Source organism: Stenotrophomonas sp. YJH_SMC_20, assembly GCF_059367845.1.
Window position 1 is genome coordinate 121,489 of the sequence record NZ_JCAFRG010000009.1, and the last position, 15,625, is coordinate 137,113.

Annotated in this window: 15 protein-coding genes; 5 read left to right on the forward strand and 10 right to left on the reverse strand. The window is 67.2% G+C overall.

Features of this window, described 5'->3' with window-relative positions; translation table 11 throughout:
* Window positions 1–4 precede the first annotated feature (4 nt).
* From AC5P6A_RS15655 to aceB, 3 genes are all read right to left on the reverse strand, one after another.
* A complete protein-coding gene (locus AC5P6A_RS15655; protein WP_019661878.1) occupies window positions 5–1,045 on the reverse strand; it encodes a GGDEF domain-containing protein in 1,041 nt (346 codons plus the stop codon).
* Between the two features lie 421 nt (window positions 1,046–1,466).
* Window positions 1,467–2,768: an isocitrate lyase gene (gene aceA, locus AC5P6A_RS15660; RefSeq protein WP_329848600.1), complete on the reverse strand. Its 1,302-nt coding sequence runs from the start codon at window positions 2,766–2,768 to the stop codon at window positions 1,467–1,469.
* Between the two features lie 64 nt (window positions 2,769–2,832).
* Entirely contained in the window at window positions 2,833–4,455 is a 1,623-nt protein-coding gene (aceB, locus tag AC5P6A_RS15665) for a malate synthase A (protein ID WP_495222351.1), read from the reverse strand.
* 110 nt (window positions 4,456–4,565) lie between these two features.
* Between aceB and AC5P6A_RS15670 the strand changes: the two genes are divergently transcribed.
* On the forward strand, window positions 4,566–5,534 hold the full coding sequence (locus tag AC5P6A_RS15670; RefSeq protein ID WP_346715232.1) for a LysR family transcriptional regulator: 969 nt from the start codon (window positions 4,566–4,568) through the stop codon (window positions 5,532–5,534).
* 295 nt (window positions 5,535–5,829) lie between these two features.
* Window positions 5,830–6,747, forward strand: a complete 918-nt coding sequence (locus AC5P6A_RS15675; RefSeq protein ID WP_164145245.1) for a LysR substrate-binding domain-containing protein — start codon at window positions 5,830–5,832, stop codon at window positions 6,745–6,747.
* Between the two features lie 128 nt (window positions 6,748–6,875).
* Here the strand turns inward: AC5P6A_RS15675 and AC5P6A_RS15680 are convergent, their stop codons facing one another.
* Together AC5P6A_RS15680 and lepB are read right to left on the reverse strand one after the other, a co-directional pair.
* Complete coding sequence (locus tag AC5P6A_RS15680) at window positions 6,876–8,132, reverse strand: MFS transporter (protein ID WP_346715233.1); 1,257 nt, start codon at window positions 8,130–8,132, stop codon at window positions 6,876–6,878.
* A 124-nt stretch (window positions 8,133–8,256) separates the two neighbouring features.
* Window positions 8,257–8,883 carry a signal peptidase I gene (lepB, locus tag AC5P6A_RS15685; protein WP_346715234.1) on the reverse strand — a complete coding sequence of 209 codons (627 nt, stop codon included), beginning with the start codon at window positions 8,881–8,883 and terminating at the stop codon, window positions 8,257–8,259.
* A 257-nt stretch (window positions 8,884–9,140) separates the two neighbouring features.
* Here lepB and AC5P6A_RS15690 point away from each other — a divergent pair, with 257 nt between their 5' ends.
* Both AC5P6A_RS15690 and AC5P6A_RS15695 read left to right on the forward strand, forming a co-directional pair.
* Window positions 9,141–9,542 carry a hypothetical protein gene (locus AC5P6A_RS15690; protein ID WP_346715235.1) on the forward strand — a complete coding sequence of 134 codons (402 nt, stop codon included), beginning with the start codon at window positions 9,141–9,143 and terminating at the stop codon, window positions 9,540–9,542.
* A gap of 3 nt (window positions 9,543–9,545) precedes the next feature.
* Complete coding sequence (locus tag AC5P6A_RS15695) at window positions 9,546–9,992, forward strand: 3-dehydroquinate dehydratase (RefSeq protein WP_004153636.1); 447 nt, start codon at window positions 9,546–9,548, stop codon at window positions 9,990–9,992.
* Window positions 9,993–10,109: 117 nt separating this feature from the next.
* Here AC5P6A_RS15695 and dcp read toward each other — a convergent pair whose 3' ends face one another.
* The 3 genes from dcp to arfB all read right to left on the reverse strand — a co-directional run bounded on the left by dcp (window position 10,110) and on the right by arfB (window position 13,416).
* Window positions 10,110–12,266: a peptidyl-dipeptidase Dcp gene (gene dcp / locus AC5P6A_RS15700; RefSeq protein WP_495222352.1), complete on the reverse strand. Its 2,157-nt coding sequence runs from the start codon at window positions 12,264–12,266 to the stop codon at window positions 10,110–10,112.
* Window positions 12,267–12,377: 111 nt separating this feature from the next.
* Window positions 12,378–12,980 (reverse strand): lysophospholipid acyltransferase family protein, encoded by a 603-nt coding sequence (locus AC5P6A_RS15705; RefSeq protein WP_010487088.1) that lies wholly within the window; start codon window positions 12,978–12,980, stop codon window positions 12,378–12,380.
* A 4-nt stretch (window positions 12,981–12,984) separates the two neighbouring features.
* Window positions 12,985–13,416 carry an alternative ribosome rescue aminoacyl-tRNA hydrolase ArfB gene (gene arfB, locus AC5P6A_RS15710; RefSeq protein ID WP_005420755.1) on the reverse strand — a complete coding sequence of 144 codons (432 nt, stop codon included), beginning with the start codon at window positions 13,414–13,416 and terminating at the stop codon, window positions 12,985–12,987.
* A 133-nt stretch (window positions 13,417–13,549) separates the two neighbouring features.
* Here arfB and AC5P6A_RS15715 point away from each other — a divergent pair, with 133 nt between their 5' ends.
* Complete coding sequence (locus AC5P6A_RS15715) at window positions 13,550–14,077, forward strand: DUF2059 domain-containing protein (RefSeq protein WP_019661887.1); 528 nt, start codon at window positions 13,550–13,552, stop codon at window positions 14,075–14,077.
* A gap of 70 nt (window positions 14,078–14,147) precedes the next feature.
* On the opposite strand, the gene AC5P6A_RS15720 is transcribed toward AC5P6A_RS15715, so the two are convergent.
* Both AC5P6A_RS15720 and AC5P6A_RS15725 read right to left on the reverse strand, forming a co-directional pair.
* Complete coding sequence (locus AC5P6A_RS15720) at window positions 14,148–14,891, reverse strand: pseudouridine synthase (RefSeq protein ID WP_171953255.1); 744 nt, start codon at window positions 14,889–14,891, stop codon at window positions 14,148–14,150.
* Between the two features lie 155 nt (window positions 14,892–15,046).
* The gene (locus tag AC5P6A_RS15725; protein ID WP_019661889.1) at window positions 15,047–15,625 is read right to left on the reverse strand and encodes an O-methyltransferase; all 579 of its coding nucleotides are present in this window, start codon (window positions 15,623–15,625) and stop codon (window positions 15,047–15,049) included.

Genomic DNA, 15,625 nt, shown 5'->3' on the forward strand with positions numbered 1-15,625 from the left:
CTCCCTATTGGCCGTCCGGATCATTCGCCCAGCGCAGGCAGTTGCCGCCATCGCGCTTGGCCTGGTACAGCGCGCGATCCGCGCGCGCGTACCACTCGCTCCAGCCTGCCTCCGGCGCCAGCAGGCACGCACCGATGCTGACCAGGCTGACATGCGGCGTACCGGGGCTGCGTTCGAGCAGGCCATGCACCGCGCTGAGGATGAACTCGGCCGCGTGCTGCACGATCTCGTGGTTGCCGCGGCGCAGGATGAGGCAGAACTCATCACCGCCAAGGCGGCAGGCCAGGTCATGCTCGCCGGCCATCGAGCGCAGGATGTTGCCCATGCTCTGCAGCACGCGGTCGCCGGCCTGGTGGCCGTGGCGGTCGTTGATCTGCTTGAAGCGGTCACAATCAATCAGCAGCAACGCCTGCGGCAGCCCCTCGGCACGCTCGCGGCACTCCTGCAGGTACAACGTGAGGCCACGGCGGTTGTGCAGCCCGGTCAGTTCATCGGTGCGCACCAGCTCGCGGGTATGGGTCAGCTGATGAGTGGTGATGTACAGGTTGTCCAGCGCGGTTTCCAGATCGTGGTTGCGGCGCCGCAGCTGGCTGATCAGGGCCTGTTCGTTGGTCAGCACGCGCATGATCGTGCGACGCAGGAAGTACGCCACCAGCCCGGGATCGGATTCGACCAAGCGGTGGAAATCGGCCGGCCCCAGCTCCAGGACATCGCAATCGACCAGCGCGCGCGCGCTGGCGCTGCGCAGGTGGTCGCCAACCAGCAGGCCCAGTTCGCCGAAGAACTCATACTGCCCGAGTGTCTTGATCACCAGGTCCTCGCCGAAGTCCAGTTCGATCTGGCCGTCGAGGATCACATACATGCGCTCGCCGCGGTGGCCCCGCTGGAACAGCCACTGTCCGGCATGAAGCTTGCATGGGCGGGCGAATCTGGCAAACAATGCCACCTCGGCATCCGACAACAGCGCATGCACGATCTCGGCCATCGCCACCCGGGCGATACCTGTCGTCATATCACTGTTCTCGGCCGCACCCCTGCCGGTCATTCCCTGCACCCGCCGCCAGCGTCCCCTGGTGAGCCGCGGAGCATAGCACCGCTTTAAAGTGTGCGCCCTATCTCATTTTGAGCCTCAGGGCGCTCTTGTGTGATGTGAAGATCGGTGGTGGCCCGTTCTGGTCACCCATGTCCGGGCAAAACCCCTGCTGGATCAATCCGATGCCGGGTTTCACAGGATTTCGGCCAAGTTGCGGCCAAGGGGGTGCGCCTGATTGACGCTGCCTGCCGGCCGCCGCGCCTTTGCACCGATACAACAACGCCGGCAGGTCCCCCGACCGGCCGGCGTTGTCTGGCCCTTCCCTGGCCACCCTGATCAGATTTCGAGGCTTCGGTAGAGCCGGCCGCTGGCCGGCTTCCCTGTGGTGCCCGAAGGATCACGTGGTTGCCGGCCAGCGGCCGGCACTACCGCATCACGCCGCGCGTTCGCTGCGCCCGCCATGGAACTGCTCTTCCTCGGTGGAGCCGGCCAGCGCGGTGGTCGACGACTGCCCCTGCTGGATCGCCTGGGTCACCGCATCAAAGTAGCCGGTACCGACTTCACGCTGGTGCTTGACCGCCGTGAAACCGCGCTCGGCCGCTTCGAACTCGGCTTCCTGCAGCTCCACGAAGGCGCTCATCTGGCGGCGTGCATAGCCGTGGGCCAGGTTGAACATGCCGTAGTTCAGCGCGTGGAAACCGGCCAGGGTGATGAACTGGAACTTGTAGCCGTAGCTACCCAGTTCGCGCTGGAACTTGGCAATGGTGGCGTCGTCCAGGTTCTTCTTCCAGTTGAAGCTGGGCGAGCAGTTGTAGGCCAGCAGCTTGCCCGGGAACTTCGCGTGGATCGCCTCGGCGAACTTGCGGGCGAACTCCAGGTCCGGCTTGCCGGTCTCGCACCACACCAGATCGGCATAGGGCGCGTAGGCCAGGCCGCGGCTGATCGCCTGGTCCAGGCCATTGCGGGTCTTGTAGAAGCCTTCCACGGTGCGCTCGCCGGTGGTGAACGGCTTGTCGTTGCCGTCGATGTCGCTGGTCAACAGATCAGCCGCTTCGGCATCGGTGCGCGCCACCAGCAGGGTCGGCACGCCCAGCACGTCGGCAGCCAGGCGCGCGGCGTTGAGCTTCTCGATGGCCTCGCGGGTCGGCACCAGCACCTTGCCGCCCATGTGCCCGCACTTCTTCACCGAGGCCAGCTGGTCTTCGAAGTGCACGCCGGCCGCACCGGCCTCGATCATCGCCTTCATCAGTTCGAAGGCGTTGAGCACGCCGCCAAAACCGGCCTCGGCATCGGCCACGATCGGCTGCAGGAAGTCGATGTCGTCCTTGCCTTCGGCATGATGCAGCTGATCGGCACGCAGCAGGGTGTTGTTGATGCGCTTGACCACCGCCGGCACCGAATCGGCCGGGTACAGCGACTGGTCCGGATACATCTGCCCAGCCAGGTTGGCGTCGGCCGCCACCTGCCAACCGGACAGGTAGATCGCCTTCAGGCCCGCCTTGACCTGCTGCATGGCCTGGTTGCCGGTCAATGCACCCAGCGCGTTGACGAACTCGCGCTCATGCAGCGACGCCCACAGCTTCTCCGCACCCAGGCGGGCCAGCGAGTGCTCGATGTGGACGGTGCCGCGCAGGCGCACCACGTCGGCGGCGCTGTAGTTGCGCTGGATGCCTTCCCAGCGCGGGTTGGTGTCCCAGTCGTGCTGGATCTGTTCGGCAGTGGGCAGCTTGCTCATGTCTTTCTCCAGTTCGGTTCGTGCGTGCAGCGGGGAGGGAAACGGCAGGAGGGCCGGCAGTCGGTCAATCGATGCGCGCGTAGGCCGGCAGGGTCAGGAAATCGGTCAGTTCGTCACTGCGGCTCAGTTCGCCGAGCAGGGCGATGGCCTCGCCGATGCGCGCACCACCGGGCAGTACGGCGGTATCGCCCAGCCGTGCCGGCAGCTGCGAGAGGGTGGAATCCAGCAGCGCCAGATCGATCGCAGTGCCATCGTCCAGCTGCTGGCCCGGCGTATGCAGCCACTGCCACAGCTGGCTGCGGCTGATCTCGGCGGTGGCCGCGTCCTCCATCAGGTGATGGATCGGCACGCAGCCGTTGCCATCCAGCCACGCCGCCAGATAGCGCACGCAGACTTCCACGTTGCCCTCGAAGCCGGCGCGGGTGACGGTGCCCGGCGGCCGTGCGATCAGTTCGTCGCGGCCGACGCGCACATCCTGGCGCAGCACGCTGTGCTGGTTCGCACCGGGCATGTGTTCGTCGAAGATCGCCATCGCCACCGGAATCAGCGCCGGGTGCGCAACCCAGGTGCCGTCATGGCCGGCGGTGACTTCGCGCAGCTTGTCGGCGCGCACCCGGGCCATCGCCTGTTCGTTGGCGGCGGCATCGTTGTTGATCGGGATCTGCGCGGCCATGCCACCCATCGCATGCGCACCGCGGCGGTGGCAGGTCTGGATCAGCAGTTCCGAATAGGCCTTCAGGAACGGCTGGGTCATGGTCACCTGGCCGCGCTCGGGCAGCACGCGGTCGGCGTGGCGGCGGAAGGTCTTCAGGTACGAGAAGATGTAGTCCCAGCGCCCGCAGTTCAGGCCGACGATGCGATCACGCAGCGCGTGCAGGATCTCGTCCATCTCGAACACCGCCGGCAGCGTTTCGATCAGCACGGTCACCTTGATCTGGCCGTGCGGCAGGCCGAGCATGCCCTCGATATGCGAGAGCGCGGTCTCCCACAGCGCCGCCTCTTCCATGCTCTGCAGCTTGGGCAGGTAAAAGTACGGGCCACGATCCTTCGCCTGCAGGGTGCGGGCGTTGTGGAAGGCGAACACCGCCGCGTCGAACAGGCCACCGGCAAGGAACTGGCCGTCGATGCGCACGTGCTTTTCATCCAGGTGCCAGCCCCGCGGGCGCACGATCAGCACCGCCTGCTCGTCGTACGGGCGCAGCGTGTAGTGCTTGCCATTGGGGGCGGTGTATTCCAGATCGCCGCGCACCGCCGCCGCCAGCGACTGCTGGCCGGCCAGCAGGTTGCGCCAGGTCGGCGAGGTCGAATCCTCGAAGTCGGCCATGAACACCTTGGCGCCGGAGTTCAGCGCGTTGATGACCATCTTCGGGTCGGTCGGGCCGGTAATCTCGACGCGGCGGTCCTGCAACGCGGCCGGCAGCGGGGCCACGCGCCAGTCGCCGCTGCGGATGGCGGCGGTGTCCTCGCGGAAGTCCGGCAGGCCGCCCTGGTCGAAGAATGCCTGGCGTTCACGGCGGGCCTGCAGCCTCGCCTGCCGGCCCGGTTCCACCGCACGGTGCAGCGACACCAGCAGGGCCAGCAGCGGCGCCGGCAGCAGGGTGTCCTGGCCGGCCACGCGGGTCGCCAGGGCGACGCCGGGGATAGCCTTCGCGGCGGGGGTGGGAACAGCGGAAGCGACGGCGGACATGAGGCGACTCCAGCGGTGGGGGAACGGCTCCACGGTGCCGCCGGGCCTGAGTATTTGGCAAAACAGTTTTTGCAATGTTCTACATAAGTTGTGCTAATACTCGTGACACGATGAGCACACGCACCCCGCCAAGTCCGCGTTTTTCCTACAAATCCGACCGGCTGAAGCCGTTGCGTGCGTTCTGCCAGACGGTGCGCCTGGGCTCGGTCTCACGGGCGGCTGAGGCACTTTTCGTCAGCCAGCCGGCGATCAGCCTGCAGTTGCAGGCCCTGGAACGGGAGCTGGGGGTGCCATTGTTCGAACGCAGCGGGCGGCGCCTGGTGCCCAGCCGCGAGGGCCAACTGCTGTACGAGATGGCGCAGCCGCTGGTGGAGAGCCTGGACGGGCTGGAGGCGCGCTTCCGCGACAAGGTACGCGGCCTGGACGCGGGCGAGCTGAACATCGCCGCCAACAGCTCGACCATCCTGTACCTGCTGCCGAAGATCGTCGAACGCTTCCGCCTGCACCATCCGGATGTGCGCCTGACCCTGCACAACGCGATCAGCGCTGACGGCACCGACCTGCTGCGCGAGGATGCCGCCGACCTGGCCATCGGTTCGATGACCGATGTACCGGCCGACCTGACCTACGCCCCGGCCTACCGCTTCGAACAGGTGCTGATCGCGCCGCACGACCATCCGCTGGCCAGCGGCGGCGAGCTGGAGCTGGCCGACATCGCGCGCTATCCGCTGGTACTGCCGCCGAAGCGGCAGATCACCTACCGCCTGGTCGACCAGGTATTCCAGCGCCACCGCATTGCCTACACCGTGGCGCTGGAAGTGGGTGGATGGGAAGTGATCAAGCAGTACGTGGCGATGGGCATGGGCATTTCCATCGTGCCGGCACTGTGCCTGAACGAGGCCGACCGCGAGCGGCTGGCGGCACGGTCGATGAAGCGCTGGTTCCCGGAACGCAGTTACGGGGTGATCGTGCGGCGCGGCAAGGCATTGTCGGCGCAGGCGCGGGCGTTCATCGAGCTGATCCAGCCGGAGTTGTTCAGCCCGCGCGACTACGACCAGAGCGGGCATTCGGAGCGGTGAGGGGTGTTCGGCAGGGCTGCGCCCTGCACCCGCCGAAGCCGAAGCAACAGCAAAAGCCGGCTATCCGTGGGATGGCGGGGTGAGTCCGGTTGCGGGGGACGCTGTAAACCCGTCCATGGGGGCTTGGTCGCGGCATCCATGCCGCTCACACCCCCGCAACCGGACCCACCCCGCCTTCGACAGTTGGTCGCTGCTGTTGGTGCCAGCTGCTGTTGGTGGGTGCCGACCGTTGGTCGGCACGGGATCGGATCCCATCTCTGATTCATTTCCGGCTGACGATGAATAAACTGGCCCCATGTCCATCGAACTGCGCCACCTGCGCTACTTCCTCGCTGTTGCCGATACGCTGCACTTCGGCCAGGCGGCCGAGCGCCTGGGCATGTCACAGCCGCCGCTCAGCCAGCAGATCCGGCAGCTGGAGGAACTGATCGGCGCGCGCCTGTTCGTGCGAAGCCATCGCCGCGTGCAGCTGACGCCTGCTGGGGAGCGGCTGCAGGAACGCGCGCGCGCAATCGTGCAGCAGGTGGAAACCGCGGTGGACGAGGTGCAGCGTGCGCAGCGCGGCGAGCAGGGTGAACTGCATATCGGCCTGACCCGGGCCACGCCGCTGTCGCCACAGATCCCGCGTTCGATCCTGCATTACCGCCAGCAGTATCCGCAGGTGCGGCTACAGCTGAGCGAGATGAATACGCTGCAGCAGATCGACGCGCTGCTCGATGGTTCACTGGACGTGGGCATCATCCGCAAGCGTGCGTTGCCGCCGGAACTGGTGGCACACAGCCTGTTCGTCGATCCGCTGGCGCTGATCGTGCATGCCGACCACCCTGCCCTGCGCAGGCTGTCGAAGCAGGGCACGGTGTCGTTGCGCGACTTCGCGCAGGAGCCGTTCGTGGCATTCCGGCGCAGCGCGGGCGCGGGCATCCACGACCACATGATCGCGTTGTGTGCGGCGGCGGGCTTCACGCCGCGCATCGTGCAGGAAGCCGGTGAAGCATCGACGTTGATCAGCCTGGCCGCTGCGGGCCTGGGTGCGGCGATCCTGCCGTCGTCGTGCGATCACATCCGGGTGGAAGGCTCGCGCTTCGTGGCGTTGGCCGATGCTGGCGCGCATTCGGAAGTGCAGCTGGCGTGGCATCGCGAACGGGTGACGCCGCTGATCCGAAACTTCGCCGGGCTGCTGCGCGGGGCGTTCGCCGGTAGAGTCGACTGTTAGTCGACTATCGCGCGCAGCGCGGGTTTTCGCGATCTGATGGAAGAGCAGTCGACTGACAGTCGACTCTACCTCGGCAAAGCCGCTACACCGTGGTTGCCGGCCAGCGGCCGGCACTACCGTGCGTTGGGTCACGCGGTCACCGGCTGCGGGGCGCGCTGCTGCAGCGCCCAGACGATGCCACCACCGATCAGGGTCAGCACCGCGGCGAACGCACACACGCCCCACCAGTCCCAGGCCGCGTAGGCCAGGCCGCCGACCCCGCCCAGCACGCTGGAGCCCAGGTAGTAGGCGAACAGGTACAGCGCCGACGCTTCCGCGCGCATCATACCGGCACGGCTGCCGACCCAGCTGCTGGCCACCGAGTGGCCACCGAAGAAGCCGAACGTGACCAGCGCGATGCCCAGTGCCATCGTGCTCAGCCACGGCATCGCCAGCAGCGCGATGCCGGCGCCGATCAGCGCGAACGAGATCGACAGGATGCGGCCGCGTCCGTACCGCGTAGCCTGCTGGCCCATCCACGCCGAACTGAAGGTGCCCACCAGGTACACGCTGAAGATCAGCCCGACCACGGTCTGGCTGAGGTGGTACGGCGGCGCCAGCAGGTGATAGCCCAGGTAGTTGTAGAGGGTGACGAACACGCCCATCAGCACGAACGAGGTGGCGAACAGCCACGGCAGGCCCGGGTCGGCGAACAGCAGGCGCCAGCGCGACGGCAACTCGCGCAGGCCATCGCGGCGGGGATGGAAATGGCGCGACGGCGGCAGCTGCAGCCACAGCAGCACGGTGCTGGCCACGGCGATGATCGAGACCACGCCGATGCCCCAGCGCCAGCCCCAGTGGTCGGCGATGATGCCTGCCAGCAGGCGCCCGCTCATGCCACCGATGGCGTTGCCGCCGATGTACAGGCCCATCGCCAGGCCCAGCGCGCGGCTGTCCATTTCCTCGACCAGGTAGGTCATCGCCACTGCCGGCACGCCGCTCAGCGCCAGGCCAAGCAGGGTGCGCAGCACCAGCAGCGTGGTCCAGTCGTCCACCAGCGCCGTGCTCAGCGACAGCATGGCCGACGCCAACAGCGCAACGATCATCAACGGGCGACGGCCGACCACATCGGACAGCAGGCCGGCCAACAGCATCGCCACCGCCAGCGTACCGGTGGTCAGCGACAACGACATCGCGCTGCCTGCGGCCGACACGCCGAAGTGGCGGCTGAACTCGGGCAGCAGCGGCTGCACGGTGTACAGCAGGCCGAAGGTGGAGAAGCCGGCCAGGAACAGTGCCAACGCGGTGCGGCGGAAGGCCGGGGTGCCCTGCTGGATGCGGGTGTCGGTGCCGGTATCGAGAGTGGAGGGACGGCCTCCAACGGCCGCCGCAGTTTCGCCAGTCATGGAATCGAAGGGCCGGTGGGGACGGCCGGGCGTGGGAGGGAACGGGCCTCAGACTAGGCCCGTCGATCCAGTCGATCCATAACCTAATAGATCAGGATTGATATATAGGAAGTATCAATTCAGCTTACAGGCGCTGCCACTCGAAACCGTCGCCCCGGCGGTAATACACCGCCACCGCCCGGCCGTAGACCTTGTCCGCATCGACGAAACCGAAGAAGCGGCCGTCGAAGCTGTTGCCACGGTGGTCTCCCAGCACCAGCACCTTGCCCGCCGGCACCACCAGGTCAGCGATGTCAGGACCGCCCCCCATACCCAGATCGAGGCGGGCTCGGCGCTCGCCGAAGGCTTCCACGTCCTGCAGGTCGGCGGTCTGCAGCGGCTGGCCGTTGATGCTCAGGTGCCCTTCGTGCAGCTGCACATGGTCACCGGCCACCGCCGCCACGCGCTTGATCAGCCGGGTGCCGTCGGCCGGTGAATCGAACAACGCCACTTCACCACGCTGCGGAACGCCGGTGGACATCAGTTCCCTGCCGGTGAACGGCAGGCGCAGGCCATAGGCACGCATGTCCACCACTACCCGGTCGCCGGGCTGCAGGGTTGGCTGCATCGAGCCACTGGGCACCACGTAGTGGTTGGCGAGGGTATCGCGGGCGGCGGCGAGCAGGCCGAGCATCACCAGCAGCGGCAATGCTTCCTTCTTCAGCCAGAGCAGCGCGCGTTCGGGAAGGGGAGGACGGGCAACAGCATCCATGACAGGCTCCGGGTGGGTGGTCGCTGCATCAGACCACACTCGGGCGGGAGAGGTTCCCGCGCCGGCTTGTTGTAGAGCCGAGCCCGCGCTCGGCTGCTCTTCGAGTGTCGGTGCACGCCAGCCGAGCGCAGGCTCGGCTCTACAGGAAGGGTTACGCAGGTTTTACGCCCCGGCCCGGCCGCCGGCATCGCACCTTTACGGGCGGCACGCGCATCGTATGCCCACCGCGCCGCAGGGCGCATTCCGCAAGGTGTTGTATGACCCTCCTGGTGATCCGCCACGTGTCTCCGTCGGCGCCGCGCCCGCAGCTGCCGGCGCAGCTGGCCGGCCATCGCGTGCTGTGCAGCGACTGCGCCAGCCTGTCCGAAGTGCGCCAGTGCCTGTGCCAGCCGCAGGCGCGTTCGGCCGACTGGGTGCTGCTGGATGTCGGCGTGGCCGACGAGGCGCAATGGCAGGCCGAGGGTGGCGCACTGCAGGCGGCGCTGGAACGGCTGCCGGCGCAGTACATCGAGCTGCAGTCGCCCAGCGAGCCCGGCCTGGATGCGCGGCTGCGCCTGCAGCACGGCCCCGCCGCGGTAGTGGTCGACCAGCGCAGCCAGCAGGCCGGCTATCCGCTGTCGCTGGCCATCGTCGGCCGTCGCCTGGCGCAGGAGGGCTGAGCCATGTCGATCTTCATCATCCGCGGCCCGGAAGCCGCCGGCGCCTTGATCCGCACGGCAATGCCACTGCCGGCGCCGGTCCTGAAGTCGCTGGTGCATCGCGCGATCGATGCCGGCACCAGCGTGGCGATCCGTGCCTGCGGTTCGGAGCAGGAACTGCTGGATGCGCTGCGCGTGGCCGATCACAGCCGTGGCGAAGTGACACTGCTTGACCCGGGTGCGTGCGCCAACAGCCTGCGCCTGCAGCGCCTGCTGCCCTACCTGCACAATGCCTACGTGGAGGTCCACGACGACGGCGCGGTGGCCGAGCCCTGCCTGCCGGCCGGTGTCGGCCAGCGCTTGGGCATCGCCGCCGGCTATGGCGCGCAGAGCTATGTGCTGGCGTTGGATATCGCGCTCGATCACCTCGGGTTGGCCGAGCAGGCCAACCGGGTGCACGTGGGGACGTGATCCGCTTGTGTAGAGCCGAGCCCATGCTCGGCTGCGTCTCCAGAAAAAGCCAGCCGAGCATGGGCTCGGCTCTACACAAAGAAAAACGGCGGGGTTTCCCCCGCCGTTTTCGATTTCTTACTTCAGCCCGCGGAACTTCAGCAAAGGTTCCACCGACGGGTCCTTGCCGCGGAAATCGCGGTACAGGGTCGACAGCTCCACGCTGTTGCCGCGCGAGAGGATCTTGTCGCGGAACTCCTGGCCGTTGGCCGCCGTCAGGCCACCGTGCTCGGTGAACCACTGGTAGGCGTCATGGTCGAGCACTTCGGCCCAGAAGTAGGCGTAGTAGCCGGCCGAGTAACCGCCACCCCAGATGTGGTCGAAGTAGGTGGTGCGGTAGCGCGGCGGCACCTGCGGCAGGTCGACCTTGAACTTCTTCAGCGCGCTGGCTTCAAAGGCGCCGACATCCTGCAGCGGCGCGTCGGCCTTCTGGGTGTGCCAGGCCAGGTCCAGCAGCGCGGCAGACAGGTACTCGGTGGTCGCATAGCCCTGGTTGAAGCTGCGCGCCTTGAGGATCTTGTCGACCAGTTCCTGCGGCATCGCCTCGCCGGTCTTGTAGTGCTTGGCGTAGTTGGCGAACACCTTCGGATCCAGCGCCCAGTGCTCGTTGAACTGCGACGGGAACTCGACGAAATCACGCGAGGTGGCGGTGCCGGCAATCGAAGGGTACTTCACGTTCGAGAACATGCCGTGCAGCGCATGGCCGAACTCATGGAACATGGTGGTGACGTCGTCGAAGCTGATCAGCGCAGGCTGGCCGGCGGCCGGCTTGGTGAAGTTGCAGACGTTGTAGACCACCGGCTTGGCACCGGTCAGGCCGTCCTGTTCGACGAACACGTCCATCCAGGCGCCGCCGGACTTGCTGTCACGCTTGAAGTAGTCGGTGTAGAACAGCGCCAGCGAGGTGCCGTCCTTGTCGAACACTTCGTACACCTTCATGTCCGGGTTGTAGGTCGGAATGTCGGTACGCGGCTTGAAGGTGATGCCGTACAGCTGGGTGGCGGCGTAGAAGACGCCGTTCTGCAGCACATTGTCCAGTTCGAAGTACAGCTTGATCTGCGATTCGTCCAGATCGTACTTGGCCTTGCGCACCTGCTCGGCGTAGAAGTCCCAGTCCGAAGCGGCGACCTGGAAACCACCCTTCTGCGCGTCGATCACCTTCTGGATCTCGCCGGCTTCGGCGCGCGCCTTGGCGGTGGCGGCCGGCACGGTGTCGGTCAGCAGCTTGAGTGCCGCAGCCGGGGTCTTGGCCATCTGGTCGCCCAGCTGGTAGTCGGCGAAGGTCTCGAAGCCGAGCAGCTTGGCCTTCTGCGCACGCAGCTGGGCCAGGCGCTGCACGGTCTGCCGGGTGTCGTTGGCATCACCGCGCTCGGCGCGGGTCTCCGAGGCCTTCAGCACGGCGGCGCGCTGGTCGCGATCGCTCAGCGAGCCGAGCACCGGCTGCTGGGTGGTGTTCTGCAGCGGCAGCAGGAACCTGCCGTCCAGCTTGCGTTCCTTGGCGGCGGCCGCGGCGTTGTTGATCGCATCCTCGTCCAGGCCGGCCAGCTTGGCCTTGTCGTCGACGACGACGGCCGCAGCGGCGGTGGCGGCCACCAGGCGGGTATGGAACTGGGTGGAGAGGGTGGTCTCTTCCACGTTGAGCTTGCGCAGGGTCGCCTTGTCAGCGTCGGACAGCTGCGCACCGGCGCGCACCAGGCCGTCGTAGTAGTGCTCGACCAGGCGCTTCTGCACCGGATCCAATTCCAGCGTGTCGCGCTGGTCATAGATCGACTTCACGCGAGCGAACAGCTTCGGATCGAGATTGATCTCGTCCTGGTGCGCAGCCAGCTTTGGCGCCACTTCTTCCTGGATCTTCTGTCGTGCATCGTTGGTATCGGCCTGGACCAGGCCGAAGAAGATGCGCGAGACGCGGTTCAGCGTCTCGCCGCTGCGCTCCATCGCCACGATGGTGTTGTCGAAGGTGGCCGGCTCGCTGCTGTCGGCGATCTTGCGCACGTCGGCCAGGTGCTGGCGCATCCCCTCTTCGAACGCCGGCAGGTAGTCGCTGTCCTTGATCTTGTCGAACGGCGGCGCCTGGAACGGCAGCGTGCTCGCACTCAGCAGAGGGTTGGTGGAGGCTTCGGCCGGCTGCTGGGCCGGGGTCTTCTGGGCATCGGACACGGGGGTGGACTCCTTGCCGGAACAGGCCGCCAACGCCAGGCTGATGGCGGCGGCCAGGACTACGGTACGCGACATGTAAAACACTCCTTGGGCAGACGGTACGGGATACCAGCCCTCCACCCTACTCCTGTCGCGCTCGCCCGGCATGTGCCGGACGTGGCGTCTATGCAGCGGCCTGCGGCAGGCTCAGACCGTACCGCGGGTCTTGCCGATCCAGGGCCGGTAGAACTCGCGGATCGCGGCCATGTCGGCAGCGTCATCACCACTGGGCGTGAACAGCGGGCCGATACCGATGGTCTTTTCCGGGTAGTGGAAGTACGCGGCAAGGATCGGCACGTCAGCCATCCGGGCGATCTTCAGGAAACCGGCCTTCCAGTCCTTCACCGCCTTGCGGGTGCCCTCGGGGGTGATGGCGAACCACATCTTCTCGTTGTTGCGCAGCAGGTCCACGGCCTGTCCGACGGTGCCCTGCGGCGAGCTGCGATCGAGCGGGATCACGCCCAGCCTGTGCAGCAGCGGGCCCAGCGGCCACCAGAACAGCGACGCCTTGCCCAGTACCTTCACCTTCATGCCCAGCGCGATCTTGGCCGCCATGCCCCACAGCCCATCCCAGTTGGACGAATGCGGGGCGATGATGAAGACCAGCCTGGGGATGTCAGGCAGGGTGCCGGTCACCTTCCAGCCGCCCATGCGCAGGGTGCAGCGCGCCAGCCAGCGCAGGAAGGCGTTGGGTTTGACCTGCGGCATCTGCGGCGGCACGGCCGGCAGCAACGAAGTCGGGTTGTTCAAGCAATCACTCCCAGTCACGTGATGAGCGCCCGCGCTTGATCTGCGCGCGCCCGCGTTTGGCGTCCAGACGACGCAGTTTCGACCCGAGGGTCGGCTTGGTGGCCTTGCGCGGCTTGGGCACGCTCAGCCCGGCCTGGATGAAGGCCGCCAGCCGCTCGCGCGCATCCTCGCGATTGCGATCCTGGGTCCGGAAACGTTGCGCATCGATGACCAGCACGCCTTCGCCGGTCATGCGCCGGTCACGCCGCGCCAGCAGGCGTGCGCGCAACGGTTCGGGCAACGAAGGCGAGTTGGCCACGTCGAAACGTAGTTCCACCGCGGTGGAGACCTTGTTGACGTTCTGGCCACCGGCACCGCTGGCACGCACGAACCGCTCGACGATCTCGCCGTCGGGGATTTCAAGCTGCGCGCTGATGGTGACCGGTCCACTGCCCATCCGCGCATTGTAGCGGCAGCCACGTGCCGGAGTGCGGCATCGCGCGCCGTATGCCGCCGATCAGGTACCGAACACGCCGCCTTCGCCTTGGCTGCGGGTATGCTGGCCGTCCCATGTACCGCAGGAAGCCCGCATGACCCGCACCACACCCGCCCTGCCGTCCCTGCTGCGCCGCGCCGCCCTGCTGCTGGCGCTGGCCGTGGCCAGCGTTCCGGCCCTGGCCGCGCCACCGACCGATGGCGACATCAACCGCCTGCTGTCCGCGTCACGGGCGCAGAGCATGATCGACACCATGCTGCCGCAGATCGAGGCGATGCAGCAGCAGCAGTTCCAGCAGGTGGCCGCACAGCGCCAGCTCAACGCCCAGCAGCAGGAACAGCTGAAGCGGATCCAGGCGCGGACCAGCCAGACCCTGCGCCAGGCCCTGTCCTGGCAGCAGCTGCGGCCGATGTACGTGGACCTGTACAAGAAGACGTTCAGCAAGGAAGACGTGCTGGCGATGGCCGAGTTCTACGAGAGTTCGGCCGGCCAGAGCCTGCTGGACAAGACCCCGGCGCTGATGCAGAACGTGATGGTGGCCATCCAGGCGCGCATGCAGCCGCTGTTCGCGGATCTGCAGAAGGATCTGGAAGCCATCGTCAACGAGCCGGAAAAGAAATAACGGGGTGCGCCGGGCCACGCCCGGCCGCTGGCTGTAGAGCCGAGCCCACGCTCGGCTTACGGCAGCAGCATCAGGCGTCGTCCACCTGCCAGCCAAACAGGTCCAGCGCCTTCTGGAACCCGCCGTCCAGCGGTGCCCTGACATCCACGTCGCCGCCCTCCGGATGCGGGAAGCGCAGGCGCTCGGCGTGCAGCAGCATGCGGTGCACGCCCTGCATGCGGAAGATGCGGTTGTGGCGGCCATCGCCATGGCTGGTGTCGCCAATCATGTGGTGCGAGAGGTGCTTGAGGTGCCGGCGGATCTGCCGGAAGCGCCCCGTCTGTGGCTGGCAGCGCAGCAGTGCATAACGCGAACGGGTGAACTCACCGACCGGCACCGACAGCTCGCCCGTCGCCAGGCGCTGGAAGTCGGTGATCGCTGGCTTCTTCACCGGCTTGCCCGGGCCGCCATCCAGATCATGGTCCACCCGCCAGGACAGTTCCGCCGGCCATCCCCGGCAGACCGTCAGGTAGTCCTTCAACACTTCGCCGCCCATCAACGCCTTGCCCAGCGCGCTGGCGGTCTCGCGGTCGAAGGCCAGCAGCAGGCAGCCACTGGTGGCCCGGTCCAGGCGGTGCACGAGGAAGATCGGCCGCCCCAGCTGCTCGCGCAGGCGGTCGGCCAGGAAGTCGTCTTCGCCACGGGCCAGCTTGCTGTCGTGGACCATCAGCCCGGCAGGCTTGTTGACCACGGCCAGGCGCTCATCCAGGTGCAGCAACTGCAGGGGCGCGGTGTCGGTCTCGACCGCGGCGCGGGTATCGGGTTCGGTGCTCACCGCGGGATTATCGGGGCTGGGCACTGAATGGGGTAGAGCCGGCCGCTGGCCGGCTGCCTCAGGGTCGTCTGGCTGCTGGGGTTGCCGGCCAGCGGCCGGCACTACCAGATCAGGCGCGGCCGGCCCTGCCGGATCAGGCGCGGGCAACGCTGCAGTCAGGCGCTGCGTACGGCCAGCAGCTCGCCGTTGCCAACCGGCACCAGGCTGACGCTGAAGTCCGGATCAGCGTCCAGCAGCACGCGCAGCGGTTCCATTTCCTGCGCATGCGAGGTGGCGTTGTCCACCACCAGCAGGCCCCCCGGCCGCAGCACGCGGCGCAGCTGCGGCCACCAGCCGGCGTACTGCCCGCGGTCCGAATCGAGGAACAGCAGGTCAATGCTGGCATCGACGGCCTGTGCCAGCCACGGCCCTGCATCGTCGTGAACCAGCGTGATGCGATCGGCCAGGCCACTGCGCGCGAAGGTGTCACGCGCCATCGCCGCCTTGTCCTGTGCGTATTCCAGCGTGATCACGTGGCCGTCGATGGCGGCGGCAGCCTCGGCCAGCCACAGCGTCGAATAGCCGTTGGAGGTGCCGATCTCCAGCACCCTGCGCGCGGCGCCGAAGCGGACCAGCACGGACAGGAATTCACCCGTGTCCGGCGTGATGTTGAGCATGCGGCGGCCACGCGCGCTCTCGCGGGCGTCGTTGTCGGCGCCGAAGCGTGCCAGTTCGTCCTTGAGCGCTTGCAGCAT